The following is a 26,365-nucleotide window of genomic DNA, read 5'->3' on the forward strand; positions in this document are numbered from 1 at the left end:
CGGGTGAGGTGACGCGTCGGTGGTCGCGCGAAAACGCTCAGCGGGGACGGGCAAATTACGCTGCACCGGCGTGCAGTCGACGAGCCCCGCGCCCGGTGCTCGAAGCCCATGCCACGGGCACGTGGCGTCGACGACCTCCGTGCCCGGGTGATCGCGGCGAAGGCCGTGGCTCCCCTGGCGCTGCACCGCGTCCGCGGCGAAGACCCGGCGAGGGTGTGGACATTTCGCCGCGGCGACGGTGGGGAACCGCGGTCCGCGGGGAGGGCTCCTCACCGCGTCGACCCGGGCGGCGGGCGAACGACGATCCGCGGCGACCGGCATGTCTCGAAGGACATGTACCCGAGGCGGCACTCAGCTGTCCGAAGGGCCAGCTCCTCACGCGAGCCACGGGCGACCGGCTCGGGCCGTCGCTGATGCGAGATGTAAGCGGTGAGATCGCGGTCGAAGCGGGGCGGACTTCCTCACACGAAAGAGCCGCGAAATCCGGCCGCGGTCGCGGTAGCGTCGCGCAATGGACGAACGCGAGAACGACACGCGCGAGAAGATCGCGGCGCTGAAGGCAGCGCTGGGCGGCAAGAGCTCCGGCGAGGAGCTTTACGAACAACATCGGGTCGCCGAGGTCGCCCTCGACTTCCGCCAGTCCGACGAGATCGCCGGGCTGCCGCCGGTCGACGAGGAGCTCGTGGAGCAGCTGCGTGCGCTGTCGCTGGAGGCGCTCAAGCGGGCCGCCGCGGCCGGTCACGGCGAGGCGGCGATCGGGCTGGCGCGGCGCGTCCTGCAGCACGAGGACTCCGAGCTCGCCAGCGCGGCGTGGCCGACGTTGACGCGCCTGGCCCCGGCCGACGAGAGCGGCACGCTCGACGTGCTGCTCAGCTACATGTGGACGCGCGGCCTGGGCGGGCCGGACGGCAGCGACGGCGACGAGGACGAGGCCCGCTCCGCGGCCGTGCGCGCGGCCGAGAAGGGCAACGCCGACGGTCTGTTCGAGGCCGCGGTGCTGGTCGGTCGCAGCGATCCGGAGGCCGGCCGGGCCTACAACGCCAAGGCCGCCGGCCTGGGGCAGCCGCGGGCGATGTTCAACGAGGGCTATTACGCCGAGACCGGCGACCGCGTGCCGCAGGACGACGCGGTCGCGTTCGAGTGGTACCGCAAGGCGGCCGACCTCGGGCACGTCAAGGCGGGCGCGCTGGTCGGCATCAAGTGCTACCAGGGCCGCGGCCACGAGCGCGACCCTGCCATCATCACCCAGTACCTCGGCCTCGCCCAGAACGGCGGCTTCCCCTGGGCCAGCCTCGCCGAGGTGCTCGCCGTCAGCGACGAGGAGATCGCCGAGATGCGGCAGATCGCCGGCATCGAGGAGGACGACTACGACCCCTACGGCGACGAGGACGAAGACGAAGACGAGGAAGAGGGCGAGGACGAGGACGAGGACGGCGAGGACGAGGACGGCGAGGACGAGGACGAAGACGAGGACAAGTGAGCCTCGCTGGCCTTGGGGGCATGTCGCATTCGACATGTCTCCGGGGCCACGCTCGACTCAGGTCGCGTCGGCCAAGGCCGGCGGCCCGCTTCGTCCTGAATATGCCCTGAGGCTCGAGGATGCCGGGCGGCGGCGGTGCGATTCGCGGCTGCTCGCCAGCGGCTTCGTCCTGGAGATGCGCGAGGGTTGGTCGATGCCGGGCGGGGCAGGTGCGACTGGCGGCTGCTGGCCCGGGGCTGCGTGCCAGGCCGGTGCGATTGGCGGCTGCTAGCGAGCGGCTTCGTCCTGGAGATGCGCGAGGGTCGGAAATGGCAGGCGGGGCGGGTGCGATTCGCGGCTGCTCGCCCGGGGCTTCGTTGTGGAGATGCGCGAGGGCCGGAGATGGCGGGCGGGGCGGGTGCGATTCGCGGCTGCTCGCCAGCGGCTTCGTCCTGGAGATGCGCGAGGGTCGGAAATGGCGGGCGGGGCGGGTGCGATTCGCGGCTGCTCGCCCGGGCTTCGTCCTGGAGATGCGCGAGGGCCGGAGATGGCGGGCGGTGCCGGTGATTCGCGGCTGCTCGCCAGCGGCTTCGCCCTGAAGATGCGCGGGGATCGGACGATGCCGGGCGGGCAGGTGCGATTCGCGGCTGCTCAAGGCGCTTCGTCCTGGATATGCCCTGAGGGTCGGACGATACCAGGCGGCGGCGGTGCGATTCGCGGCTGCTCGCCAGGGGTTCGTCGTGAAGATGCGCGAGGGTCGGAGGATGCTGGACGGAGGCCGGTGCGATTCGCTGCTGGCCGCGACCGTGCGCGGCGGCGGTGCGATTCGCAGAGCCCCGCCCGCGCGAGCGGTGTCCCGGCGCCGAGGCGCTCTCCGCCGCTGTCTGAATGGACATGTCGATATGAACATGTCCCAAAGGTTCAGCCGAGATCCGCGGCTGTCGGACATCTCGTCGCCTGGGACATGTCCCTGAAGACATGTGCATCGGGCCACCTGCGCGCGGGCCGTGGGAGCCGTGGCGGGCGCGTCGCGCGTCGCGCGCGATGTCGCGTCGCCCGCGCGGGAGCGCGACCTTCGTGCGCTACGGCATGGCGTGCGGGCGAGCGGGCCGAATCGGCGCCGGAAAGCCGGCTGGCGGGGCGGCGGGGGCACCGGCCTCTGCATATGTGAGCGCCGGCAAACATCGTCACGCTTCCGTCACGCCGCGACGTCGGGCACAATGCGGCGCTGCCGCGATGTCCGTCGAAGATCCGTCCAGAACGGCGTTCCTGGCCCACATTCCGTTTGCCGCCGGGGTCGCCGGCCTGGCTGCCCTGATCGACTTCGTCAGCGGGGGGCAGGGTGTGGGTGTGTCCGCGGCGCTGGCCGCCCTCGGGGTCGGTGTCGGCGCCGGCGCGGTGCTCGGCGGAGTGTTCGCCGGGGTGCTGCGGGGGCTTCGGCGGCTGCCCGTGTGGGGGCGGGCGCTCGCGTGGCTGGCGGTCGGCGCCGGCCTGACCGCCTGGCTCATGGACCAGCTCGGGGTGGTCGCCCGCTTCGGCGGCAAGGACCACGCCGACGCAGTCGCCGCGGCGCTCGCCGGGGTGGGCGCCGGCCTGGGGCTGGCGGTCCTCGGCTTCGTCGCCCAGCCGTCGGCCGACAAGCCGGCCTGGCTGTCGCGCACCTGGAAGCGCCCGCTGTGGACCGGCCCCCTGCTCACCGTGGCGGCGATCGGCTTCATCGTCGCCGACCGCCAGGTGGGCGTCGACAACTACCCCGCCGCGCACACCGCCCTGCGCGTCATGGCGGTGCTGATGTTCACCATCACCGGCGTCGCCTGCATGCGCTACTGGCCCCGCCGCCTGCGCCTGCCCGCGTGGGGGCGTCGCGTCGGCGCCGGCCTGCTCGCGCTGCCGTTCGTGTGGGCGCTCGTGGTCGTCGACGGCGATCGCGACCTGCTCGCGGGCCTGCTCGCGCGGCCCTTCTCGAGCCTGTCGCTGCGGACGCTGCGGACCCTCGGCGACGTCGACCGCGACGGCTACTCGCCGATCCTCGGCGGTGGCGACTGCGCCCCGTTCAACGCCGCGGTCCACCCGTTCGCGCGCGAGCTGCCCGGCAACGGCGTCGACGACAATTGCGTCCTCGGCGACGCGCCGGTCGAGACGACGCCGGTCGACCCGCCGGTGCCGGACAAGCCGCCGCCGACCAGCGTCATTCTCATCACCATCGACACCCTGCGCGCCGACCACGTCAGCTGGGGCGGCAAGCGCAACACCACCCCCGAGATGAAGAAGTGGTCCGAGAGCGGGACCCGCTTCCTCCGCGCCTACACCGGCGGCTCGTGGACCAGCCTCGCGCTGTCGTCGATGTTCCGCGGCGTGTACCCGCGGCGGCTGGTGTGGAACCCGTTCTTCGAGACCAACAAGTTCCGCCTGCTGCGCAGCAGCGAGATGGACCAGCTCGACGACGGCGAGCTGCTCAAGCTCAAGTTCGGCCTGCCGTCCGCGGACAAGTACGTGCCGCTGCAGACCTACTTGAAGCGGCGCGGCATGTACACCGCGGCGGTCATCGACGACGGCTCGACCGGCTTCCTCGACGCCTCGACCGGGGCGTACCCCGACTTCGACGAGTACCAGGAGGTCTCGGGCAAGGCGCTCGACGTCGCGGTCACCGACGCGGCGATCAAGATCCTCGACGCCCAGCCGAAGGACCGCCCGTTCTTCCTGTGGGCCCATTACTTCGGCCCGCACGGCGGCCATTCGTGGCACCGCGGCGTGCCGCGCTGGGGCAACAGCGTCGCCGGCAAGTACGACCACGAGGTCGCCTGGACCGACAAGCACGTCGGCCGCCTGCTCGCGCGCATCGACGAGCTCGCCAAGGAGCGCGAGATCGCCGTCATCATCACCGCCGACCACGGCGAGAGCCTCGGCGCCAAGCGGCGCACCCACGGCGTCGGCGTCGGCGAGGACGACATCCGCGTGCCGCTGGTCGTCCGCGGCCCCGGCTTCGCGCCCGGCACGACGTCCAAGCAGCTCGTCGGCACCGTCGACGTGATGCCGACGATCCTCAAGTGGACCGAGACCCCGGCGCCCGAGGGCCTCGACGGCCGCGACCTCGCCGGCATCCTGTCGAACCCGGCCTCCAACAAGAACCGGACCCTGGTCGCCGAGACCTGGCGCTTCACCGCCAACGGCGACGCCACGCACAACATGGTCACGGTGTTCGACGGCACCTACAAGCTGGTGTGCAACCTGCTCGACGAGGCGCTGTCGGCCCGCAAGCAGCAGGGCGACAAGCCGCTGCCCTACGGCGACCCGAAGGTCGAGCGGCTGCAGGGCGCGCTCGACGAGTACCTCGAGCGCACCGGCCCGCCGAACTTCATCGATTGATGCGGGTAGCGACTCGAGCCTTCGAGGATCTCGAAGGCTCGCCCTCGCGGTTCGCACCCGCTCCGCGAGCGCGCAAGCCCGACGAACTCGTCGATGGGGGTCGCGCAGGACTCGAAGCGCCGAGAATGACTGCACTCGCGGTTCGCGGCGGCACACGCTCCGCGGGCGCACGGGGCCGCTGAGCTTCATCGATGGGCGCGGGGGCGCGGCGCGACTCGGGCCTTCGAGGTCCTCGAAGGACCGCACTCGCGGTTCGCCCTCGCTCCCCGAGCGCGCAAGCCCGACGAACTCATCGATGAGGTCGCGGGCCGGCGGGCAGGACTCGAGCCGCCGAGAATGACAGTACTCGCAGTCGCGGCAGCACGCGCTCCGCGGGCGCACCGGCCCGCCGAACTTCTTCGATGGACGCGGGTCGCTGCGCGGGGCTCGAGCCACCAAGAATTTCGGAAGACTGCACTCGCGGTTCGTGGCTGCACGCGCTTGACGAGGGCCTTGTCTCGAGGCCCTCGTTCGCGACAGGGTCGCTGCAAAGCTCGGCGGCGACCTGGCGATAAATTGCGCGAAAACGCTTGGCGCGAAAACGCTCATGGGCTATCGTCGCGCCCATGAGCCAGAAACAGCACCGTGGCGCCCAACGTCGGGCCGAGAAGCGACACCGTCGGGAGGTCGAGCGCAGGCGAGCCCGGACGGCTGCGCGCAAAGAGGGGTCCGTCGCGCACGACCGACCGCTCGCAGACGAGGAGCTGATGCCGAGCGCGGACGAGGAGACCGTCGTGCATCCGTACCTGACCCAGCGCTCGCGTGAACGCGCATTCCTGGTCGATGGCACACCGTGGCGCTGGCGGCGGGAGATGCCCGGTTTCTGGTCGCACGCCGAGGTCGCCGCGCTCGACGACGACGCCCTGTTCACCGCCCTCGCCGACCGCGGCCTCGTCGTCACGCGGACCGACGTCCTGGCCCACATCGCCCGGATGCCCGCCGGAGGCTCGGCCTGGCGAATGTCGCGGATCCACTGGTTGCCCAACATCTCCTCGCGTTCGCTGTCGGCGGCGGACCGCGACTTCCTCGGGCTCGCCGCCGTCGAGCTGTGGCGGCGCCTTCGTCCCGACGCTCCGTCGCTCGAGTCTCTGCTCGCGGTCCTCGCGGACGCCGAGGATTGCCAGCCGGGCGACAGGGCGGGATACCTCGCCGGCCTGATCCGCTTCTTCGCGGCCGTGCGCTCGCGGGGCGGGCCGGACGGAGCCGGCGAGATCGGCGGCGTCGTGGTTCCGCTCGGCGCTCTGCGCACGCGATTGGTCATGTTCGCCCTGGACCTCGTCGCCGAGCACCCGGAGCTCGGCGCCGCGGCGATCATCGAGACGGACCACTGGGCCGACCACGTCTTCGCCGACGACGGCGCCACGGAGCGCGATTTCCTGGCGCGCATGCTCGTCCTGATCTGCAACGATCTCGGCCGCCATTCCGAGGCGGAACAGCGCCTCCGGGCCGTGCTGGCGCGGCGGCCCGACGATCGGGCGACGCGCAGACTGCTCGCAATGCAGCTCCACGAGCACTCCGAGGGCGAGCGGGCGCGCCTGGCCGAGGCGCTCGAGCTGTGGGATTCGTCTTGCGACGACGACGACGACGACGACGACGACGAGCGTGAGGACTTCTTTCGGCGGACGCGCGACGAGATCGTCGAGAGCCTCCGCCTCCATGACGCCGCCGTGGGAGCCGCCGCCAGCGGGCCCGTCCCTGCGATGGCCGCGGCGTCTGTCCCTGAGGACAGCCGACCCGTCCCGCGTCAGAACGAGTAGCGGTACATCGGATTGAATTCTCGCATCGGCCGGATCGCCGCGCCGAGGCGGTACAGCAGGCGGTGGAACCGAGCGGGGACCCGCCGGTACTGCTGGATGCCCGACGTCGCGGCCAGGAAGCGGAGGCGAGGGTTCCAGCGCTCGATCAGGTGTGGGTCGGCGAGGCCCCAGACGAACAGTTTGACCACGCGGGCGACCCATGGCGCGACGCCGTCGAACATCACCTCGCCGGCGGGGAAGCGGTCGGTCACCCGCCGCAGCAGGGTGCGGGCCTCGGCCTCGCTGAGGTACGGCAACAAGCCCTCGGCGATCACCAGAGTGGGGCGGTCGTTCGGCAGCTGTTCGAGCCAGCCCGGCGCGGTCACCGAGGTGCCGAGCATGCGATAGCCGTCGCGCTCCTCGTAGAGCTGCCGGCGCAGCGCGATGACCTCGGGCACGTCGACGTCGAACCACTGGACCGTCGCCGGCGGCGCCAGGCGCAGCGCGCGGCTGTCGAGGCCGCAGGCGAGGTGAAGCACCGTCGCGTCGGGGTGGCGAGCGAGGAAGTCGGCGGCCCACTCGTCGAACTGGCGGGCGCGCAGGGCCACCGTGAACTGGTTCGAGCGCGGATTGGTCGCCTTGTGAATCTTCGCGAAGTCGTAGTCGATGCGCTCGACCGCCGCGGCGGCGAACCGGTCGCCGAGGATCGGCCGCGGCGACCGGCTCTCGTAGGCACGCAGGTAGAGCGTGCAGAGCATCGTCCATTGCACCGAGCCCCACGCGATGTGCGTGAAGTCGACCTTGTCGCCCGTCATCGCTTCCTCCGTTTCTTCGCCCGGTACTGCTCCCAGCGGGTCAGCAGCTCCTGGCCGACCTCGTCGGCGGTGAACTCGCAGAAGTCGCGGAACTCGGCCAGGCGCTCGCGCTGGGCGGCGCGGTCCTTGCCGAGCACCGACAGGCCGAACTCGGCCACCTCGGCGCCCAGGCGCATGCGCGCGAACTGGACCTGCAGCATGCGCGTGACCCCGCCGGGCGCGACCCGGTAGCTGTGCTGCCGCCCCGGCGCCGGCAGCCGGAGGGCCAGGCCGGCCTCCTCCATCGGCCGGATGACCGTGCTGATCGACGCCTTGCTGACCCCCAGCGCCGCCGCCAGCTCGGTCAGCGACTGCTGCTGCGCCCCGCAGATCATCAGCCAGGCGTAGATGCGCCCCATCGTCCGCGTGCCGCCGAGCTTCTCGAAGCACAGACCGAAGCGGTCGATGAACTCCAGCTCCTTCGCGGTGGGCCCCGGCATGCTGCGTCCTGGTCTGATCGTTCAGAACTTTCTAAACGTACGCTACGATCGCCGCGAACCACAGTCAAGCGCGGCGCGCTCCGATGAGCGTCGCTTCATCGAGCCCCTCCGTGATCGCCCGAGGCGCTCCGAGATCTCCGCTGCCGAGCCCGACGATGGGCCGCGATGATTCGCGACGATCGGGTGCCGGCGCAGCGGGAGCGCCCTGCGAATCGCCGGAGCGGCCAGTCCGCGAGCGCCGGACGCCCGAACGGAGCGGTTCGCGTGACGAGCCCGCTCCCCGGCGCCGCGGAGTCCGGTACCATCGCGCGCCATGGAGCTGGCCCCCGCGTTCTCCGAGCAATTCCCGATCTCCTCCGACCGCTTCGCGCTCGAGTTCAGCGAGGAGAAAGTCGGCGACGGCGAGGCCTGCGCCGCGTGCGTCCTGAACGAGCGGGGCGACCTGGTGGCGACGATTCGTGTGCTCGTCTGGGACGTGAGCGGCGACGAGCGATTGATCCGCGACATCAAGGAGCAGCAGGTCACCATCGTCCCCGCCGCGCACCTCGACGATCCGCGGGTCCCCGCCTACTTCGCCGGCTGGGCCGCCGCGCTCCGCTTCGCCTTCGAGCGCCTCAGCGACGCGATCGCCCAGGGCAGCGCGGCGCTGAGCGACAGGATCGAGAGCGCCTACCCGTACAAGATGTTCTGCCCGGAGGTCCTCGGGCTGAGCCGCCCGCAGACCGCCGACGACTTCACCGAGGTGCTGCTGTCGAACCGCAAGCGGCTCGGCTGGCTGCTGCCGTAGGCGCCGGCGGCGCGGGCCGCCGCCTCGCTCACGCCTTCAGGCCCTCGGCGGCGAACGCCGCGACCACGCTGGGCCGCTCGGCGACGCGGGCGAGGAACGCCGCGAGGTTCGGCGGCGGGGGGGCGAGCAGCTTCTGGTAGGTGCGCAGGGCGAAGAAGGCGTAGGCGTCGGCCACGGTGAACGACTCGCCGTGGAAGAACGCGCGCTCGCCGAGGTCGCGCGCCAGCACCTCGACGCGCGCGGCCAGGCGCTGGGCCGCCCAGCGCTTGGTCTCCTCGCCCGGGTTCGGCATCAGGGTGAACGGCGCGAAGCCCTTGTGCAGCTCGGTGGCGATGAAGAGCAGGCGCTCGTCGAAGCGGACCCGCTCGCGGCCGCCGTGGCGCGGCGCGAGCCCGGCCTCGGGCCAGGTGTCGGCGATGTACTGCAGCAGGAGCGCGGTCTCCGTCAGCACGCCGCCGTCGGCCAGGCGCAGCGCCGGCACGTAGCCCTTGGGGTTGATGTCCGCGAAGTCGTCGCCGGCCTCGGTCTTGCGGGTGCGCAGGTCGACGCGCACCAGCTCGAACGCCGCGCCCGCCTCGCGCAGGGCGATGTGCGGGGCGAGCGAGCAGACGCCGGGGGTGTAGTAGAGTCGCAGCGGTTCGGTCATGGGCCCGGTCTACGCCACCGGCCCCGCTTGAACAATCCTCGCGGATTGATCACATTGTTCAGCGCCATGAACAGCCGCCCCGACTTCGCCGCGATCGAGGCGTTCGTCCGCGTCGCCGAGGCCGGCAGCTTCCGCGCCGCCGCCCTCGCCCTGGGCGCGCCGGTGTCGACCGTCAGCGTCCAGGTCAGCCGCCTCGAGGAGCGCCTCGGGACGCGCCTGTTCGAGCGCACGACCCGGCGCGTGCGCCTCACCGACGAGGGCGAGCGTTACTTCGAGCAGGTCCGCGCCGGCCTCGACGTCGTCACCGAGGCGGGGCGCGCGATCGCGGAGCGCCGCGGCGAGGCGCACGGTCGCCTGCGGATCGCCGCGACCAGCGGCTTCGGCGAGGTGCTCGGGCGCGTGCTCGGGCCGTTCACGCGCGAGCACCCGCACGTCGACGTCGAGATCGAGCTCGCCGCCGGTCAGCTCGATCCGCTGCGCGACGGCTTCGACGTCGTGATCCAGGCCGAGCCGGCCGCGAGCGCGTCGCTGGTGGCGCGCAAGCTCGGCGCGCCGACCAAGTACCGCCTGGTGGCCAGCCGCGAGTACCTGGCGCGCCGCGGCACGCCGGCTCACCCGCGCGAGCTGGCGAAGCACGTGTGCCTGGTGATGGGCACCCGCCGCGAGGCGACGACCTGGCGCTTCGTGCGAGGCTCGGCCCGTCCTGCGGTGGTGCACCGCCACGCGACCGCCAACAGCTGGCCGCTGATCCGCGACCTCGCGGTCGCCGGCTGCGGGATCGCCAGGTTGCCCGACTACCTCGCCGCGCCCGCGGTCTCGGAGGGCCGACTCGTGTCGGTGCTCGACGACTACTGCCCCGCGGTCGAGCAGATGTACGCGGTCTACGCCCGCAGCCGCCACGTGCCGGCCCGACTCAGCAGCTTCGTCGCGGCGCTGCAGCGCTTCCTCGCGGTGTGGCCCGGGTGCCTGCCGCCCCCGCCGGGGCGCGCGAAGGCGTGAGGCGCGGCGGAATATCGCCGCGCGTGGCCGCGTTCGGGGCGACGATGCGCCTGGTGCTCGTCGGTCTCGCTGCCTCGCTGGCGTGCGTGCGTGCGCCGGGCGGCGCGACGAAGAGCGTCACGCCGACGGCGACCCCGCCGCGCGCCCCGGAGCCGGCGCAGGTGCCGGTGGAGACGGCGCCGAAGCCCGCCCCCATCCACGAGCCCGCGGAGCCGGTCGAAGCGACGGCCCGGCTGCTCGCCGAGGTCGAGGCGATGGAGGTCGCGGCGCGCTGGACGTGGGCGATCGCGACGATGCCCGAGCTCGCCGAGCACCGTGAGGCCGGGCCCGCGTCTGCGCAGTGGGCGGAGCTCCGTCGCCTCGCAGCCGGTCGATCCACGCTGTGGGTGCGGGCCCGCGGCGAGCGCTGCTTGTCGGTCCGCGGCGCGTGGGACGATGAGGGGTTCGCCGGCCGCGCGCGCGAGGTCGTCGAGATCGAGGGCGACGTCAAGACCGTGCGCTACGAGCTGATCGACATCACCGAACGCGGGATCTCGGCCTCCGGACCGCACGGCGAGACCTTCAGTCGTGACGCGCGAGGTCGCTGGCAGTCGGCCGGCGGCTACGGCCTCGGCTCGTTCGCCACGATCGTCGACAGGCCCATCTTCGAGGTCGCGCGAAAGGCCGCGTATTACGGCGCGACCACCTACACGTTGAAGATCGAGTGCAGCGAGACGAACGTGCAGGAAGAGCACTGCACGGACGGCACGACGCGTCGCTGCTCGCAATGCGTGGCCGTGCGGGCTCGCCGGTACGTTCCGGGCCTGGGCACGGGGACGACCGGCGTCTTCCGCACGAACCGACAGGTGGATTGCAGCCTCGCGTGTCCGCCGGATCTGCACACCCCGCAGCTCGCGGCGCTCAACCTGGCGGTGCAGGGGCGCACCTTCGTCACGGCCGAAGCACCGGGCGCGGCGGTGTACACGGACGCTCGCGCGTGTCGTGACGATCGACGGATGCGCCGGGCCGCGAGCGACGAGGCCGGCCCGATGTAGCGACGGCGGTTGTCAGGGCGGCCCGTCCGTGGTCCCCTCGGCTTCATGGTCCCTGCCGATGGCCCCCGGTCACCCTCCGCGGCGGACATCGACGCCGTCCTGGCCTTCCTCCCGGTCCTCGAGCGCGCGGACTTTCAGGCCAGCCGGTGGTCGCGCGAGGGCTCGTGGATCCCGCGCCTCGTCGATGCGCCCGAGGTCCGGCAGCTGCAGCAGGTGCTGGCCGAGCGCGGCTTCGTCGTCCGGTTCGATTCGCAGGCGTGGCGCGTCGAGGCGGAGCACTACCAGAGCGATCCAGAGGCGCTCGCCCGCGCTCCGCTGGTCGACGTGTGCAAGCTGTTGACCGTGCATCTGCGCACCGACCGCTTCGTCGGCGGGCACTTCGCATCGGCCGTCGCGTCGGGCCAGATCGCGGCGCTGCTCCGGCGCCTGCGGGCGATCCGCGACGAGGACCTCGCGGGGCGGTGAGCCCATGCGACGGCTCGCTCGCCGGTCACGCGAGTCGAAGCTCGCAGGAGATGAGGCCGCGGATCCTCGCGCTGATGTAATATGTCCTCAGGGACATGGTTGATGAACGCGCGCGACCGGCCGCCGCCGCGCTCGCGGTGCTTCGCGGCTCAGCCGCGCGGGACGCCGTGCTTGCGGACGAAGCCGACCACGGCGGCGGCGAATCGCGGGGCTGCGCGCTCGAGGTGGGCGGCGTGGTCGTAGCCGGGCAGGACCTCGAGCTGGGCGCCGCCGGGGAGCTGGGCCAGGCGCTCGTTCAGGCAGCTCTGGTCGACGACCGGGTCGCGGTCGCCGTGGATCGCCAGCACGGGGTTGCGCAGCGCGCTGAAGTCGATCCACGCGTCGACGTCGCGCCAGTCGGCCTTGATCGGATCGGCGGCCAGGGCCGCGGCGACGAAGGCGTCGGCGACCCCGGGCTCGAGCGCCTCGGGGGTGATGAAGTCGGAGCGCGCGGCGGCCTCGGTGTTGGCGGCCTGCGCCGGCGGCTTGGGCGGGCGGGGGGGCGCGGCGGACGGGCGCGCGGGGGTCTGCGGCGGGCACGGCGAGCCGTAGAGGATCAGCGGGCCGATGGCGTCGCGGTGGCGCTGGGCCGCGAGCGCGGCGATCCGGGCCCCGAGCGACCAGCCGAGCACGGCGGGCTTGTTCGCCAGATTCTCACCGGCGAGGCCGACCACCGCCGCGAGATCGTCGGCCGCCTGGAATGAATCGGTGTAGCCGCTGGGGTCGCGCGCGGTGGCCCCGTAGCCGCGCAGGTCGACGGCGTAGACCGCGAGGCCCTCGGCCGCGAGGTTGTCCATCAACGACACCCGCGCGCCGGGCACCTGCAGGTCGAAGTCGGGCAGGGCGCTCCACGTGCGGCCGTGGACCAGGACGATCGCGCCCCACGGCGCCGGCGGCCGCTTGACGTGGACCTGGATGCGGTGGCCGCCGACGGCGACGCCGAGGTGCTCGAGCGCCGGCGGTGAGATGTCCGCGGGGACAGGTGCGATCGGGGCGGCCGCGGGCGCCTCCGGCGGCGGAGAGGCCGGCGGCGGCGCGACCTCGGGGGGCCTGGTGGCCTCGCCGGCGCAGGCGAGGAGCGAGGCGGTGACGAGCGCGGCGACGCGGCGGAGCATGCCGCGAGGGTCGCAAGGACCAGCGGCCGGACGCAACGGCGATCCGACGACCGGCGACGACGGCCAACGAGCCATCGACCGGTTCGCCACGCAGGAGCTTGCGGCGCATGCCGAACTCACAGGCGCGTCACGCCGCGTCGCGGGTCGCGACAGGCCGACCGCGGCGGGTCGTCCTCGACGCCCGATCGGCGCCGCGGAGGTGCGTCGAGACGAGAGAACGACGAGCGCGAGGGGCCGCGGGCCTTGGGGTGGCGGAGCCGCCGATCAGCGCAGCAATTCCTCGCCGCAGCGCCGCAGCAGGGCCGGCCACGAGTCCTCGGGCCAGTCGGTGTCTCCGGGCGCGATCGAGATCCACGCGCCGTAGGCGATCCAGTACACCGCCCAGGCGCGGGCCGCCCGGTGCTGCTCGCGGGTGAACGGCTCGCCGCGCGCGGCCTCGTAGTCGGCGATGAAACCGAGGATCCCCTCGGGGGTCGGCACGCGCCGGACCTGCTCCTGCGACCAGTCGGCGGTGTGCCCGTGCGCGTCGACGCCGACGATGCACACCTCCGGGCGCGCCGCCAGGGAGTCCCAGTCGTAGGTGGCGACCAGGCGATCGTCCGCGAAGCGCAGGTGCTCGACGCGCCAGTCGCAGTGCCCGAGCACGAGCGGCGAATCTGCGGCTCGCGTGATGTCCCGCGCGCGCCGGCCGAGCGCACGAACCCAGCCGGTGTCCGATTCGCTCGGGCTGAAGATCTTGCCGTGCGGCGTGGGGAACAGGCGTTCGTCGGGCACCGCGAAGTGGCCGATTCGCGGCGGGTCCGGCATGTTGCGGAGCAGCCCGATGTGTTCGACAAGGGCGGCGGCGATCAGGCGCCGCCCGCGAGGATCGTGACCGTCGACGAGCCGGCCGGCGTCGAGGTAGGTCTCGATCGTGGCGAGACCGCGACCGATCGGCTCGGGCTCGAGGATCGGCTCCGGGCACGGGTAACCGCGCGCGGCGAGGAATCGCTGGACCCGCGCGACCTGCCGCAGCGACTCGCGGTCGAGCGGGAGGTCGGGGTTGGTCTCGGCCGGCGGCCTGGCCTTGAGCACGACCCGGCGGCCGTCGGCGAGCAGCAGCCCGTGCGTGCTGCCCACGCTCGAGCCGCAGAACAGGTAGGCGGCGACGCCAGTGCCGAGGTGCCGCCGGACGAAGCCGTCGACCTGCTCGACGATCGCCGCGGCGTCGGCGGTGCCGAACACGTCGAGCTCGACGTGGGGCACCTCCCACTCGGCGAGGTTCTCGCGGACGACCGCGACCGGGTCGCGCGCTTCCCGAGAGGTCATGGCCAGGGAGGATAGCCGGTGACGCGAGCGAGCAGGTTCTTTATTTCAGGACATGTTCGTAAAGACTTGCCTCGGCCGCGGCTCCCCCGCGATCTGCGAGGCGCCATTCCTCAAGGACATGTCGCAAGGACCGGCGGCCGGACGCAACGGGGACGCGACCGCGAGCGCTCGCTCTCGGGGTCGCTGCCCGCGGAGAACCCGGCGAAGCGCCAGGGCTCGCGCTCACGGTGCTCGCGTTCTAGGAGCCGTCGTCGACGTTCGTGGCGACGAACTCGATCACGTACGCGGCGACCGAGCCGTGATCTGCGAGGTCGTGGGTGCTGTCGTCGCAATTGTCCATGGCGTCCCAGGCGTCATGGGCCGGAGGGGCGAACACGAGGCCGGGTGGCGAGTAGGAGGCGTTGCGATGGACGCCGAGGGGAAATGCGGCGGTGTACGCTCTGCATGCCGCGCCGGACGTGCCCTCATAGACCGACTCGAGGAAGAAGTCGTAGTACCCGAGGAGCGAGTTCGGCGGGAGGTAGCCCGGGTCGACCTGGTCGAACAGCGGCGGGCTGTTCGCCACGTCCTTGAAGAAGACCTGCGTCCCCTCGAGCGTCCTCGCGTCACCGGAGTAGAACGCCCTGTACGCGTTGATCAGGGCGTTGTAGTTGCTGATACCGTAATTTCGGCTCACCGTGGCGCCGTCGTGAGCGATGTTCGACCCCGAGTTCGGCAGGACCTCCAGGTTCGTGGCGCCCTTGGCGAGCGCTTGCCGCTCGCAGGCCAGCACCACGGTCTGATCGTCGCTCGACAGCGCGGCCATGTTGTCGTCGTGCTGGAGGAGCACGTGCTTGAGCACGATCGCCTTGTTCGCGCCGTTCACCTGCGGGCAGACGTGATACCAGCCCGGGCGCTGCGGATCCTCGGGGAAGGTGTCGGTGTCGTCCGGGACGAGGTCCGTGAGGATCTCGTATCGCGGCACGTCGAAGTACGTGCCCGAGCTCGGCGTCGTCTCGCTCTTGATGACGACCTGCGCGGTGCTGCTCGGGTCGCCGTCGGTGGGGTCGATGGTGAACCTAAACGTGGTACCGGTGACGCTCACCTGTTGCAGGTTGTCCGTCCGCCGCGCCTTCAGCAGCCCTTCGTCGCCGACGACGAGCGTGACGTCCTTCTCCACGTCGTCGATGACCTTCTTCGCGGCGGTCATCTCGAAGGTCGCGTGGCCGTAGGGGTCGGGCTTGGGGTTGTTCGCGTACCAGGGGATGTTCGAGAAGGCGTAGCCGCCGACCCAGGGCTCGCCGATCCAGGGCGAGTTCTCGAGGCAACGAATGTCTCCCGGGCATACGTAGTCGCCGGTGTCGCGAAAGTCGATCGAGTCGTCGTCCGCTTGCCCGAAGCCGTCGGAGTCGGCAGAGAGGCCCGCGCAGGCGCCGGCGTTGAGGGCGAGCACGGTGTTGATGGCGAGTAAGGTATTGGTGAGTGTACGCATGGTTCGTGGTCTCGAAATGGTCTGTGAGAAGGTGCGTCGAGCGAACACGTGACTGGCCGAACGCCGGCGCGCCCACCTGCCGTCGGGCGAGTGTATCCGCGAGGCTCAACAATTTCTCCGGACCCGAAAGAGACGTCGATTCGGGCGTCGTGAGGGCGGTTCCGACGATTCGTATAGGGGTCCGCCGGGCCTGTCTGCTGCACGGCGGATGACAGGCGCAGAGGCGCGCAGCGAGAGGTCGGCGCGATGATCGTCGCCGATGGCCGATGATTACTTCAGGACATGTCCCGAGAGCCATGCGTCGAGTTCGCCGCGGAGCGGGGCGAAGGCGTCGCCGGGGCCGAGCAGGGCGCGGGCCTCTTCGACCAAAGCGTGGGCCTCGGCGCGGGCAGGCGGTTCGGGCCACAGCGCCTCGGCGAGGGCCAGGCGCAGGCGGGCGGACACCTCGGGGCGGGCGGGGGCGTGGTCCTTCGGCTCGGCCGCGAGGGCGCGGCGCAGCGGTTCGCGGGCGGCCGCGGGGTCGCCGGCGTCGAGGGCGGTGCGGCCGAGGCCGAGCAGCAGCGGCTGGACCCGCGGGTGGCCGTCGCCGCCGGGCTCGGCGATCGCCAGGGCGCGGCGGAAGGTCGCCTGGGCGGCGGCGAAGCGGCGCTCGCGGCGGGCGACCTCGCCGAGGTCGTGCAGCAGGTCGGCCAGCTCGGGGTGGGTCGGTCCGAGCATGCGCTCGCGGATCGCCAGGGCGCGGCGGAGGATCGCCTGGGCCTCGCCGAGCGCGCCCTGGCGCAGGCGGATCTGGGCGATGCTGCGGAGCGTGGCGGCGACCGAGAGGTGGTCCGGGCCGAACGCGCGCTCCTTGATCGCCAGGGTGCGGGCGTGCAGCGCCGCGGCGTCCTCGTCGCGGCCGGGGTCGGCCAGGGCGGCCGCGAGGTTGCCGGTGAGCACGGCGGTCTGCGGGTGGTCGGGGCCGAAGAACTCCTCGGCGAGGGCGACCGCGCGCCGGTGGCTGGCCTCGGCCTCGGCGCGCAGGCCGAGCTCGCCGAGGGTGTTGCCGAGGTTGCTGAGGGTGCCGATCAGCGCCGGCGGGTCGGGCCGCTCGGGGCGGTCGAGCAGGGCCAGGGCGCGCTCGTGGAGCTCGCGGGCGGCCGCGAACTCGCCGCGGATCTGGCGAACGATGCCGGTGTGGCCGAGCCGCTTGGCCTCGAGGACATGTCCTTCGGGACCTAGCCTTTGGACCATGGCGGCGGCGAGCTCGGACCAGCGCAGGGCCTCGGCGGTGGCGGTCTGGTAGACGCCGACGCAGGCGATCAGCTCGACCATGGCGCGCGCGGCCAGCTCGTCGAGCTTGCCGGCGACTGCGGCGAGGGCGGCGCGGGTCAGGGTGGCCTCGGCGGCGCGCGGGTCCTTGGCCCGGTTCTGCAGCAGGCCGAGGATGTAGCCCGCCTCGGCGTCCAGCGGGGGGTAGCCGACGCGGGCGGCGGCGGCGGCGGCCTCCTCGGCGCGGGCGAGGCCGTCTTGCAGGCGGCCGGCGTCGAGCAACGCCTTGGCGCCGGCGACCTGCTGGCGGACCGCGTCGATCTGCGCCGGCGCGGCGGGGTCGTCGGGCAGGGCGGCCGGGGCGGTCAGGACGGCCGGGTCGGCGCAGCGCTGCGCCGGGGTGAGGGCGGCGGCCGCCTGGACGGCGCGGTCGACGACGTCGGGACCTGTCCGAACGAGCAGGTCGGTGAGGGCCGCGAGCTCGCGCCGGCGCTCGTCGAGGCAGGTCATGCGCAGCTCGAGCAGCGCCAGCGACTGCTCGTGGCGCAGGTGGGTGGCCCGGCAGGCGTCGGCGTGGCCGGCCAGCCAGGCGACGGCCCAGGTGTCGAGGGTGGCGACCACGCGGTCGGCGGTGGCGCGGGCGTGGGCGCGGCCGGTGGCGAGCAGGGCCGCGTGGACCTGGGCGCGGCGGGTCGGGTCCCACGCGCCGTGGAGGGCCAGGGCGCCGCCGCGGCAGACTTCGTCCTGGCTGCCCGATCGGGCATAGCCCCAGAGACCTGTCCCGAGGAGCAGGCCGAGCGCGAGCCCGGCGACGCCGGCGGCCCGGGCCCGCCGCGAGCGCAGGGCCCGGCGCTCGAGCACGTCGAGCAGGGCGCCGACGTCGGGCCAGCGGGCGCGCGGGTCGACGCTGAGGCCGCGGGCCAGCGTGCGCGGCAGCCAGGCGGGCGTGCGTCTGTCCCGCGGGACAGGTCGCAGCTTGCCGCGGGAGATCGCCTGCAGCAGCGCCATCGCCCCGCCGTCGCCGAACGGGTGGACGCCGTGGACCGCCTCCCACAGGGCGACGCAGAAGCTGAACTGGTCGCTGCGCGGGCTGGTCGGCAGGCCCATGAACTGCTCCGGAGCCATGTACGCCGGCGTGCCGACCAGGGCGCCGACGCGGGTCAGGCGGCTGTCGACGCTGACCAGCGAGCCGATGTCGAAGGCGGCGCCCGAGGCCTCGGGGGGCAGGCGCTCGCGCAGGCCGGAGGCCTCGAGCGGGAGGCGCTCGCGCAGGCCGGAGGCCCACGCCGGCGGGGTGTCGGCGACGGCGTCCGGGGTGTGCATGCTCGCGGCTCCGGGCGGCGCCTCGCGCAGATCGAACGGCGGCGGGGTGACGCCGAGCTTCGGGTTGCGCGCGCCCTGGGCCTCGAGGAGGCGCTCGCGCAGGCCGGAGGCCCACGGCGGCGGGGTGACGTCGATCTTGGGGTTGCGCGCGCTCGAGGCCTCGAGGAGGCGCTCGCGCAGGCCGGAGGCCCAGGCCGAAGCGTCGCTGGCTTTTGGGACATGTCCATGAGGACCTGACTCTTCGGCCTCGCTGGCGCGCGCCAGGCCGAAGTCGAGCACGCGCACGCGGCCGTCGTCGCCGACCAGGACGTTCTCCGGCTTGAAGTCGCGGTGGACCAGGCCGGCCGCGTGGGCCGCCTGCAGGCCGCGGCCGGCGGCGACGAACAGCGCCAGGACGTCGCGCCAGTGGAGCCTCCGTTCGGCCAGGTAATGGCGCAGGGTGACGCCCGGGACGAACTCCATGGCGACGTACACCCGGCCGTCGACCTCGCCGGCGTCGTGGACGGCGACCACGTTGGGGTGGGCGAGCCGGGCCAGCGCCTTGGCCTCGCGCCGCAGGCGGGCGCCCGGGCCGTGGGTGTCGCCCTCGGGCGCGCTCTCGGGCCGGTCGAGCAGCTTGATCGCCACCTTGCGGTCGAGGCCGGGGTCGAAGGCGGCGTAGACGACGCCCATGCCGCCGGCGCCCAGCCGCTCGAGGATGATGTAGCGGCCGAGCAGCTGCCCGGGCTCGAGCGGGGCGTCGGGGTCGAGCGGCGCCGGCACCACCCGATCGTCGGCGACCGCGGTGCGCGTCAGCGCGAGCGTCTCGGCGTAGGCCCGGTCCTCCACCAGCGAGGTAGTATATCGGGGCCGCCGACGGCCGGCGGTTTTACTTGGCCCGTGATTGCGAAGGCGGACCCTGTCCGCATGCAGGTACGCGAGGTCGGAAAAGGTGCGTCGCGCGGCGCTCGGCGGGCTCGAACCCGCGGGGCACGGATGAGGCCGGCGCGGTGAATGGGCGGTGTCGGGCCGCGAGGCCGTCGCGAGGACGCGGCCGCCGCCGCGCGAGCGGTTGCGCGGCGGGCCGGAAATCTCGGCGCTGAGAGTGTGTTCGGCGGAGATCGGCGCTCGATCGAGGTTGCCTGTTCGGACATGTTCAAAAAGTCATGTCGCCGCGAGCGGTCGGGGTCTGGTCGAGACATGAGGCGCAACCGGACGCCGTCGTCCGCGGCGGTTCGGTGCTATCCTCGCGGAACCCGGGATGCGCATCCTGTTCGTCGAGGATCACCTGGAATTCGCGCGCACCGTCACGGGGCAGTTCCTCGCCGAGCACGAGGTCACGCTCGCCGCCGGGGTCGCGGAGGCCAGGGCGCTGCTGGCGGCCGAGGCCTACGACGTGCTGCTCGTCGATCACGACCTGCCCGACGGCAGCGGCCCCGAGGTCCTGGCGTACGCGCGCGAGCGCGGCATCCCGAGCGTAGCGATCGCGGTGTCGTCCCACGAGGCCGGCAACGAGGCGCTGGAGCGAGCAGGCGCGCTCGCTCGCTGCCCCAAGGGGCGGTTCCACGAGATCGGCGTCGTGCTCGCTTCGATCGGGCGGTGAGGCTCCGCGAATGGCCGCCTCCCGCCGGCGAGCGGCGCGGAGGCTGCGGCACGCTGCGAGCCCCAGCACACGGAAGGTGCAGCGGCTCGCAGCTCCGAGGTGACAGTGGTACCAACCGCTCGAGCGTCGCAAGAGCGGCGACGCTCGCTATTCGCGGCCGGCGCGGCCGATCACAGCGAACCGATCCACTGGACCATGGCGTCGAACGGGTTGATCAGGGTGCCGCCGTTCCACGAGGTGTCATGGGCGCCCGGCGTTGCGACCCCCGACAACGAGCCGCGGGTGTAGCCCGAGACGGCGGCGTTACCGACCTCCGCGGCGACACCCATCCCGTTCTCTCCGTGGTCGCCGCCGATGTACGTGGCGTACGTGACGCTGGCGCTGTCGTTCATGATCACGAAGACCGCGTCGGTCGTGCCGAGGCCGCCGCCGAACGTGGGCTGGAAGGCGTCGACGGTGGCGATGCCGCTGCTGCTGCCGGTCCAGCCGCTCAGGTGCAGGGTCGAGCCGACGACCTCGATGTCGTCGAATTCCTCCTGGGAATCGGCGCCCCAGTAGCGGGCCCATCGGCGCGCGCCGGTCGAGGGGAGGAACTTGGCCACGAACGCGTCGCGGCCGGAGATCGTGGTGTCGACGATGTTGGCGATGTCGGTGGCGGACTCGGTCCACCCCGCCACGAGGAGATCGCCCTCGTCGTTGATGTCGATCGCCTCGGCCCAATCGGGCCCGGTGCCGCCGTAGTAGCGCCCCCACTGCCGGACGCCGCTCGTGTTGAACTTGACGATGAACGCGTCGCCGCTGCCGCCGTAGGTGGCGTCCGCCGACACCAGGCTGGGGATCCCCACGTCGCCCGTCGAAGCCTCGGTGTACCCGACGACGTAGACGTTGTCGGACGCGTCGACCTCGCAGTCCCGCGCCTCGGTCCGGCCGTCGCTGCCGCCGATGTAGGTCGCCCACTGCACCGTCCCGGTGGACGACACCTTGGCGACGAACCCGTCGGAGACCAGGTTATTGAGGGAGTGGTCGTGCACCATGGTGTCGTCGAGGCCCGTGGTCGACGTCGTCATGCCGACGATGAAGAGGTTGCCGGTGGGCCCGATGCAGATGCCATAGCCCCAATCCTCGTTGTTCCCGCCGAGGAAGGTGCCCCAGGTGCGACCGCCGGTCGAAGTGAATCGGACCAGCATCGCGTCTCGCGCCCCCTGGAGCGCGGTCTGATCGGCCCCGAGCGTGGCGACCCAGTTCGTCCCGTCGGGCGAGGTGGTCTCGCCGACGGCGAAGATGTCCTCGTCGTCGTTGTGAACGAGCGCCCAGAACTGGTCGAACCCGTTCCCGCCGTAGTAGGTGGCCCAGGACAGCGTGCCGTCCGGCCGCCACTGGGAGATGAAGCCCTCCTGGCTGCCGACCGGGGTGTCACGATGCGAACCCGGGGTGGCGATTCCGGGGAACGACTCCGTCCCGCCGACCACGTCCGCGAGGCCGCTGGCGTTGAAATCGACGTCGGACGCGTATTCGTCGGCCCCTCCGCCGTAATACGTGCCGAAATCATGCGAGGGCACCGCGAGGGCCTGCGGGGCGCCGGCGCCCAGCGCGGCCGCCGCGCTGCCCACAACCACAAAGAACCGCCCCATACCCCATCCTTTATCCATGCTCCGAGTCACAAAATGTCTCCACGAAAACGTCTGCGAAGATCGATCGGCACAACCGCCGAGTCGATTCGTTCACCCGACAAGTAGTGAGGGCGCGGCGTGATGTTGTCAAGCCGATTTTGCCCGCGCCTCACGCGCTGCGCGGGTGCATGACCGCGCTCGTATTCTCCTATGCGAATTCACCGCAGACGACAACGATTGTGATTCGCCTTACGTGTGTTCGACGAAGCGCGCGGGCCGTGAAGGAGAGGCGCCGTCATTCGCCCCATGTCCCGCCCCCGCCGAGACCGTGCGCAAGATTGCCACCCGGAGCGCCCTCAATATGAACACCCAGGTCAGCCCCGACGGATCGTCGGGCGCCGACGGCCAAGCAGAAGGCTCGACGACGGTAATGCCCCGAGATCTCGCCGCGGCCGCCCGCCGAGTCGGCGTCGGAGTCGCGTGGACCCGAGGGCGACATGTCGGCCGCGGCGGTGTTTCTTCCTCCCCGGATTCCCAGCACTCGAAGACATGTTTTTCGCGACCTGTCCTGGCACGCCGCTGCCGGCGTTCCCCGGGGCACGGGTCCGCTCCCGGACCGGTACGCTCCATGCCGACGGCGACAGCTCCAGCTCATGAGTGTGTCCGTGATCTCCGTCGAGCGTCAGCCCAGGGGAGGGTCTCATGGTCGGCGGCGCGGCAAGGAGAAGTGGAGGGCCCGGATCATCGTCGTGATCGGCCGACAGCCGATCGTCGCACCGCGGACTGCCAGCGAACGACCGCGTAGACGAACCCCGCGAGGACGGCCGCACCATGCAGCTTGAACTGGAGGAGCGTCAATTCGGTGGTCTCCTGAACCCACGCGCCGAGTCGCTCCACGCCGAGGGTGTCGATCGCCTGAGCGACCCTGGCCGGGAGCCAGATGCACGCCAGGGAGCCCCCCACGGACGCTCCGACGAACACCGCGAGGGCGATCCACCCGAGCACCGACAGGGGACGAGGCTCCGCGCGTGGTTCGCGGGACGCGAGGTGCACGACCAGGAGCAGCACGACGAGCTCGAGGAGCGTCGTGCCCACCGACAGGGTGGCGCGGACCGTGAAGGAGGGAATGACGCCGCGGGGCACGTCGAAGAGCGCGTACTCGAGTCCGGCCGCGAGCCCTCCCAGGATCGGCCAGGAGACCACGACGCCGAGCACGAGCACCGCGGCCCTCGCCGCGAGGACGCGGCGCTCTTCCGCGCTGATGGGGGGAAGCATGCCGAGACACTCTCTCACGGCTCCGGTGCTGTCCAGAGCCAGCGGAAATGGAAGGCTCACTGGATGCTGACTCGACGCCTCTCATTGTCGTATGCCTCGCCGACTTGCTTCTTGAGCGAGCCGTTCTCACCCCCCACGCGAGACCTCGCTGAGCAGCCCCCCGAGAAATCGCCCGTCTCTACCCCACCCAGGGCGGGACAGGCCGCGCAAGCTGCGGTGAAGCCCAGGACGCACGACCTCGCCGACGAGGCGGAGCGGGTGATCCAGCGCGAGCTGCGGAGAGACAGCGCCACGAATGTCAGGGGATACCCGACATCATGAGCCTGCACCTGCGGTTTGCGCCGGGCGGAGAGTGGTTCGCTCCGGCCCAGGATGTCATGCACCCCCTCGATTCCGGCCGAGACTGCGGACCTGTGTTGCCTGTGAGGTCGCCCCGCGAGGCGTCACGGGCCGGTCAGATGCAATTCTGCGCTGCGGCCTCGATCGCATCGCCGCAGAAGGGCGTACAGCCGATGAGGGCAGTGCCCCATCCGACGGAGTAAATGCAGACCGCACACTCGGCCGACACCGCGCCAATGGTGGCGGTGACACAATCCAGGATCGCAGCCTTGCAGGCCTCGACCCTGACCAAGCAGACGGGATCGTTCGGACACTCTTCGCACATCCTGCCAGGATCGTCCCAGGTCGGGCACGGGTACTCGAAACAAACGCTGCAGTCTTCGTTCGGGTCGCAGCTGCGGGGAGCCAGCACCTCGCTGTCCGCGATCGACATGTCGGGCGCGTCGGGCTGCGCCGCGAAAGAGAGGACGGGCAGGGCGAACAAGATCTCATTCAGCATGACGAACTCCTTGGGTCACATCCAGGCTTGATCATACGCCAATCCGCGATCGCGCAAAGCGAGCCGAAGTACGATCGTGGGGTAGTCCATGGCGACCGGCCGAGCATCCAATCCATCGACTGCTCGCCCGCTTTGCCTGCATCGTCCTCGTCGTGCAGATGCACGATAGCAAGTGGCGACGTGCGCCGTGGCTCGACAAGCCAGCGCGTCCTGCCTGCGGCTGCCGGAGAACGACGACTCAGGAGGGCGACACGGACGCCGGCCTCGTCGGGACTACCCGCGCCGACACCCGGCGATCGACCGGCGACGGTGGACATCCGCGGGTTCTTCGACGCCATCGATCACACGTGAATGGTGAAGTTCATCGAGCACCGTATCGCGGACAAGAGGATCGTGCGGCTCTCGAAGAAGGGAAGCGGTCGTCCACGGCCGGACCGCATCGGCTTCTTGCTGGAACCCCAGCACGAAGTCGTCGGCACGAGGCGCCGACGAGGTGCGGTCGATCGGCGCATGTCCAACGGGACATGTCCATTGTCGCGGCGCAGGCAAGGGACGAGGTCGCCAGGAGGTGCGGTCGATCGGCGCATGTCCCACGGGACATGTCCAGGCCCGCTTCACAGTCGGAGGACGAGGATGTCCAGGTAGACGACGGCGGCGGCGACGGCGAGCCGCGGGGGCCAGCGGCCGAACCTCGACAGCCGCGGCACGACGAGGCAGCCGAGCTTCCACAGGGCCCACACCCCGGCGGCCTTGCCGAGGAGGGTCAGGGCGTACGCGCCGTCGAGGTCGGGGACCCGGATCGGCGCCGCGCTGCGGACCGAGACCGCCAGGTCGAGGTGGAAGCGGTGGTTGAGGTACCCGAGCACCGCGCAGAGGACGAGGCCGAAGGTGACCGCGTAGACGATGAGGTGAGCGAACAGACCTGGGACTGTCGGCTCCTCTCGTTGCTCTGCCACGAGCCGATGATCGTCGCCGCCGCGACCGGGTGCGGGCCTTCGAGGGTGCGCAAACCCACGGCTCGTGGGCGAGCACGGACGGGTTCGCCACGCGCTGCGGCCCGCGGGGGCATCGAGCGGTGCTTCGCGACTCCGGGCCGTGACCTCGCGAGACGGCGAGACGACTTCACGGGGATCCGCCAGCAGGGCTCGCGGCGCTCGGCGCATGCGCGCTGCCGGGGCGGCGCCTCACAATAGTCTCAGGTTCTTCAAGAATATTCGCGAGCGAGGCCATCGTTGCTCGCGGGCGGGTGCGAGATCACGAGCACCACGAGGCTCGGCGGTTTGGCACGCCTCGTGCTGAGGGCGGCGCGCATGCGACGAGCTCCCGTGGCGCTGCCGATCGTGATCCTGCTGCTCGCCTGTCGTGAGGGCGCCGAGGACGGGCTCGTCGCGCCGCTCGGCGCCGTGCCGCTCGTCGACGTCGATCCCGATCCCGACGCGATCGAGGTGAGCGTGATCGCGGCGCCGGCGAGCTGGGCGTTCTTGCCGGGCAAGCCCGCGGAGGTGTGGGCCTACCGCGACGGCAACGCCGAGGACGCCGCGGCGCGGGTGCCCGGGCCGATGTTGCTCGGCAAGCTCGGCGACCGCGTCACAGTGCACTTTCGCAACGAGTTGCCCGAGCCGACGACGGTGCACTGGCACGGGCTCAAGGTGCCGGCCCGGCACGACGGGAGCAACGTGTCGCAGACGCCGGTGGCGCCGGGCGAGGGCTTCACCTACGAGTTCACGCTCACCGACGCGGGGCTGTTCTGGTTTCACCCGCACGTCGAGGCCGACGCGCAGATCGAGCGCGGCCTGTACGCGCCGATCGTGGTCCGCGGGGCGGACGAGGTGCCGGTCGACGCGGAGCGCGTGCTGGTCCTCGACGACGTCAAGCTCGAGTCGAGCGGCCTGTTGTCCCCGACGATCACCTCGCTCGACCTGATGGTCGGTCGGCAGGGCAACGTGCTGCTCGTCAACGGCGAGTCCCAGCCCCGCGTGGAGGCCCGGGCCGGGGCGCGCGAGCGCTGGCGCCTGCTCAACACCGCCAACGGGACGTTCTTCAACGTCGCGCTGGCGGGCCGCAGCCTGCGGGTGATCGGCTGGGACGGCGGTCTGCTCGCGCGCCCCTACGAGGTCGAAGCGCTGGTGATCGCGCCGGGCGAGCGCTACGACGTATTGGTCGAGCTCGGCGGCGCGGCCGGGGACGCGATCGAGCTGCAGACGCGCCATTACGATCGCGGGCACGACCTGCCCGATCCCGGGCCGCGACGACTGGCGACATTCGCGTTGCAGGCCCCGGTGAAGGCGCCGGCGCCGGCGTTGCCGACGCGCTGGGGCGAGGTCGCGGCGCTGCCGATCACCGACGCCACGCCGCGCCGGTCGATCCGCCTCGGCGAGCAGGCCGCAGCGGGCCCCGCCGACGAGCCGCGCTTCTCCATCAACGACGAGCAGTACCCCGCGGTGACGCCGCTGGCGATCGGGGCGGAGGCGCTCGAGATCTGGGAGATCGAGAACGGCGCGGAGATGGACCACCCGTTCCACGTGCACGGGGTGTTCTTTCAGGTCCTCGATCAGCCGCACCTCGGCTGGAAAGACACGGTCAACGTGCCGCGCGACGCGACCGTGCGGATCGCGGCCCGCTTCGACAACCCCGGCACGTGGATGTACCACTGTCACATCCTCGAACACGCGGAGCGCGGGATGATGGGCGTGCTCCGCGTGGGCGCGACAAAGTAGCGACAGGATGA

Annotated in this window: 20 protein-coding genes; 9 read left to right on the forward strand and 11 right to left on the reverse strand. The window is 72.0% G+C overall.

The genetic code is table 11. The features are described from left to right. Window positions 1-511 precede the first annotated feature (511 nt). The 3 genes from O0S08_RS11090 (at window position 512) to O0S08_RS11100 (ending at window position 6,621) form a co-directional block, all read left to right on the forward strand. Window positions 512-1,480 carry a tetratricopeptide repeat protein gene (locus O0S08_RS11090; protein ID WP_269039049.1) on the forward strand — a complete coding sequence of 323 codons (969 nt, stop codon included), beginning with the start codon at window positions 512-514 and terminating at the stop codon, window positions 1,478-1,480. 1,215 nt (window positions 1,481-2,695) lie between these two features. Next, entirely contained in the window at window positions 2,696-4,825 is a 2,130-nt protein-coding gene (locus O0S08_RS11095; RefSeq protein WP_269039050.1) for a sulfatase, read from the forward strand. Window positions 4,826-5,571: 746 nt separating this feature from the next. Next, window positions 5,572-6,621 carry a hypothetical protein gene (locus O0S08_RS11100; RefSeq protein WP_269039051.1) on the forward strand — a complete coding sequence of 350 codons (1,050 nt, stop codon included), beginning with the start codon at window positions 5,572-5,574 and terminating at the stop codon, window positions 6,619-6,621. Here the strand turns inward: O0S08_RS11100 and O0S08_RS11105 are convergent. Beyond that, window positions 6,609-7,415 carry a class I SAM-dependent methyltransferase gene (locus O0S08_RS11105; RefSeq protein WP_269039052.1) on the reverse strand — a complete coding sequence of 269 codons (807 nt, stop codon included), beginning with the start codon at window positions 7,413-7,415 and terminating at the stop codon, window positions 6,609-6,611. The two genes, O0S08_RS11100 and O0S08_RS11105, sit on opposite strands and share 13 nt — an antisense overlap. Continuing rightward, window positions 7,412-7,894 (reverse strand): GbsR/MarR family transcriptional regulator, encoded by a 483-nt coding sequence (locus O0S08_RS11110; RefSeq protein ID WP_269039053.1) that lies wholly within the window; start codon window positions 7,892-7,894, stop codon window positions 7,412-7,414. Before O0S08_RS11110 ends, O0S08_RS11105 begins: the two co-directional genes overlap by 4 nt. 313 nt (window positions 7,895-8,207) lie before the next feature. Between O0S08_RS11110 and O0S08_RS11115 the strand changes: the two genes are divergently transcribed. Next, window positions 8,208-8,681 (forward strand): hypothetical protein, encoded by a 474-nt coding sequence (locus O0S08_RS11115; RefSeq protein ID WP_269039054.1) that lies wholly within the window; start codon window positions 8,208-8,210, stop codon window positions 8,679-8,681. A 28-nt stretch (window positions 8,682-8,709) separates the two neighbouring features. Here O0S08_RS11115 and O0S08_RS11120 read toward each other — a convergent pair whose 3' ends face one another. Next, a complete protein-coding gene (locus tag O0S08_RS11120; protein WP_269039055.1) occupies window positions 8,710-9,327 on the reverse strand; it encodes a glutathione binding-like protein in 618 nt (205 codons plus the stop codon). 66 nt (window positions 9,328-9,393) lie between these two features. On the opposite strand from O0S08_RS11120, the gene O0S08_RS11125 reads away from it, so the two are divergent. Genes O0S08_RS11125 through O0S08_RS11135 form a run of 3 tightly spaced genes read left to right on the forward strand, consistent with a single transcriptional unit; the run spans window position 9,394 to window position 11,825 of the window. Continuing rightward, window positions 9,394-10,326, forward strand: coding sequence for a LysR family transcriptional regulator (locus O0S08_RS11125; protein WP_269039056.1), 933 nt, complete (start codon window positions 9,394-9,396; stop codon window positions 10,324-10,326). Then, window positions 10,290-11,360, forward strand: a complete 1,071-nt coding sequence (locus O0S08_RS11130; protein ID WP_269039057.1) for a hypothetical protein — start codon at window positions 10,290-10,292, stop codon at window positions 11,358-11,360. Before O0S08_RS11125 ends, O0S08_RS11130 begins: the two co-directional genes overlap by 37 nt. Window positions 11,361-11,405: 45 nt before the next feature. Then, the gene (locus O0S08_RS11135; protein WP_269039058.1) at window positions 11,406-11,825 is read left to right on the forward strand and encodes a DUF6508 domain-containing protein; all 420 of its coding nucleotides are present in this window, start codon (window positions 11,406-11,408) and stop codon (window positions 11,823-11,825) included. Between the two features lie 149 nt (window positions 11,826-11,974). Here O0S08_RS11135 and O0S08_RS11140 read toward each other — a convergent pair whose 3' ends face one another. The 4 genes from O0S08_RS11140 to O0S08_RS11155 all read right to left on the reverse strand — a co-directional run bounded on the left by O0S08_RS11140 (window position 11,975) and on the right by O0S08_RS11155 (window position 19,160). Then, on the reverse strand, window positions 11,975-12,979 hold the full coding sequence (locus O0S08_RS11140; protein WP_269039059.1) for an alpha/beta hydrolase: 1,005 nt from the start codon (window positions 12,977-12,979) through the stop codon (window positions 11,975-11,977). A 264-nt stretch (window positions 12,980-13,243) separates the two neighbouring features. Next, window positions 13,244-14,287, reverse strand: coding sequence for a protein kinase family protein (locus tag O0S08_RS11145; RefSeq protein WP_269039060.1), 1,044 nt, complete (start codon window positions 14,285-14,287; stop codon window positions 13,244-13,246). 238 nt (window positions 14,288-14,525) lie between these two features. Continuing rightward, the gene (locus O0S08_RS11150) at window positions 14,526-15,758 is read right to left on the reverse strand and encodes an ADYC domain-containing protein (RefSeq protein ID WP_269039061.1); all 1,233 of its coding nucleotides are present in this window, start codon (window positions 15,756-15,758) and stop codon (window positions 14,526-14,528) included. Between the two features lie 270 nt (window positions 15,759-16,028). Then, window positions 16,029-19,160, reverse strand: a complete 3,132-nt coding sequence (locus O0S08_RS11155; protein ID WP_269039062.1) for a serine/threonine-protein kinase — start codon at window positions 19,158-19,160, stop codon at window positions 16,029-16,031. A gap of 412 nt (window positions 19,161-19,572) precedes the next feature. On the opposite strand from O0S08_RS11155, the gene O0S08_RS11160 reads away from it, so the two are divergent. Further along, window positions 19,573-19,914, forward strand: coding sequence for a response regulator (locus O0S08_RS11160; protein ID WP_269039063.1), 342 nt, complete (start codon window positions 19,573-19,575; stop codon window positions 19,912-19,914). 170 nt (window positions 19,915-20,084) lie between these two features. Here O0S08_RS11160 and O0S08_RS11165 read toward each other — a convergent pair whose 3' ends face one another. The 4 genes from O0S08_RS11165 to O0S08_RS11180 form a co-directional block, all read right to left on the reverse strand. Beyond that, window positions 20,085-21,545: an SBBP repeat-containing protein gene (locus tag O0S08_RS11165; protein ID WP_269039064.1), complete on the reverse strand. Its 1,461-nt coding sequence runs from the start codon at window positions 21,543-21,545 to the stop codon at window positions 20,085-20,087. Between the two features lie 720 nt (window positions 21,546-22,265). After that, a complete protein-coding gene (locus tag O0S08_RS11170) occupies window positions 22,266-22,799 on the reverse strand; it encodes a hypothetical protein (protein ID WP_269039065.1) in 534 nt (177 codons plus the stop codon). Between the two features lie 454 nt (window positions 22,800-23,253). Further along, window positions 23,254-23,637 carry a hypothetical protein gene (locus O0S08_RS11175; RefSeq protein WP_269039066.1) on the reverse strand — a complete coding sequence of 128 codons (384 nt, stop codon included), beginning with the start codon at window positions 23,635-23,637 and terminating at the stop codon, window positions 23,254-23,256. A gap of 614 nt (window positions 23,638-24,251) precedes the next feature. After that, window positions 24,252-24,593: a hypothetical protein gene (locus O0S08_RS11180; RefSeq protein ID WP_269039067.1), complete on the reverse strand. Its 342-nt coding sequence runs from the start codon at window positions 24,591-24,593 to the stop codon at window positions 24,252-24,254. 354 nt (window positions 24,594-24,947) lie between these two features. Here O0S08_RS11180 and O0S08_RS11185 point away from each other — a divergent pair, with 354 nt between their 5' ends. After that, the gene (locus O0S08_RS11185) at window positions 24,948-26,354 is read left to right on the forward strand and encodes a multicopper oxidase family protein (protein ID WP_269039068.1); all 1,407 of its coding nucleotides are present in this window, start codon (window positions 24,948-24,950) and stop codon (window positions 26,352-26,354) included. Window positions 26,355-26,365 lie beyond the last annotated feature (11 nt).

Origin of the sequence: Nannocystis punicea (assembly GCF_026965555.1) — a bacterium.
Taxonomy (GTDB): Bacteria; Myxococcota_A; Polyangia; order Nannocystales; family Nannocystaceae; genus Nannocystis; species Nannocystis punicea.

Coding starts and splice junctions, on each gene's coding strand:
- O0S08_RS11145 (WP_269039060.1), bottom strand. CDS start 14,287: ATGACCTCTCGGGAAGCGCGCGACCCGGTCGCGGTCGTCCGCGAGAAC.
- O0S08_RS11125 (WP_269039056.1), top strand. CDS start 9,394: ATGAACAGCCGCCCCGACTTCGCCGCGATCGAGGCGTTCGTCCGCGTC.
- O0S08_RS11110 (WP_269039053.1), bottom strand. CDS start 7,894: ATGCCGGGGCCCACCGCGAAGGAGCTGGAGTTCATCGACCGCTTCGGT.
- O0S08_RS11175 (WP_269039066.1), bottom strand. CDS start 23,637: ATGCTGAATGAGATCTTGTTCGCCCTGCCCGTCCTCTCTTTCGCGGCG.
- O0S08_RS11090 (WP_269039049.1), top strand. CDS start 512: ATGGACGAACGCGAGAACGACACGCGCGAGAAGATCGCGGCGCTGAAG.
- O0S08_RS11170 (WP_269039065.1), bottom strand. CDS start 22,799: ATGCTTCCCCCCATCAGCGCGGAAGAGCGCCGCGTCCTCGCGGCGAGG.
- O0S08_RS11140 (WP_269039059.1), bottom strand. CDS start 12,979: ATGCTCCGCCGCGTCGCCGCGCTCGTCACCGCCTCGCTCCTCGCCTGC.
- O0S08_RS11120 (WP_269039055.1), bottom strand. CDS start 9,327: ATGACCGAACCGCTGCGACTCTACTACACCCCCGGCGTCTGCTCGCTC.
- O0S08_RS11115 (WP_269039054.1), top strand. CDS start 8,208: ATGGAGCTGGCCCCCGCGTTCTCCGAGCAATTCCCGATCTCCTCCGAC.
- O0S08_RS11160 (WP_269039063.1), top strand. CDS start 19,573: ATGCGCATCCTGTTCGTCGAGGATCACCTGGAATTCGCGCGCACCGTC.
- O0S08_RS11185 (WP_269039068.1), top strand. CDS start 24,948: ATGCGACGAGCTCCCGTGGCGCTGCCGATCGTGATCCTGCTGCTCGCC.
- O0S08_RS11095 (WP_269039050.1), top strand. CDS start 2,696: ATGTCCGTCGAAGATCCGTCCAGAACGGCGTTCCTGGCCCACATTCCG.
- O0S08_RS11165 (WP_269039064.1), bottom strand. CDS start 21,545: ATGGGGCGGTTCTTTGTGGTTGTGGGCAGCGCGGCGGCCGCGCTGGGC.
- O0S08_RS11135 (WP_269039058.1), top strand. CDS start 11,406: ATGGTCCCTGCCGATGGCCCCCGGTCACCCTCCGCGGCGGACATCGAC.
- O0S08_RS11100 (WP_269039051.1), top strand. CDS start 5,572: ATGCCGAGCGCGGACGAGGAGACCGTCGTGCATCCGTACCTGACCCAG.
- O0S08_RS11150 (WP_269039061.1), bottom strand. CDS start 15,758: ATGCGTACACTCACCAATACCTTACTCGCCATCAACACCGTGCTCGCC.
- O0S08_RS11105 (WP_269039052.1), bottom strand. CDS start 7,415: ATGACGGGCGACAAGGTCGACTTCACGCACATCGCGTGGGGCTCGGTG.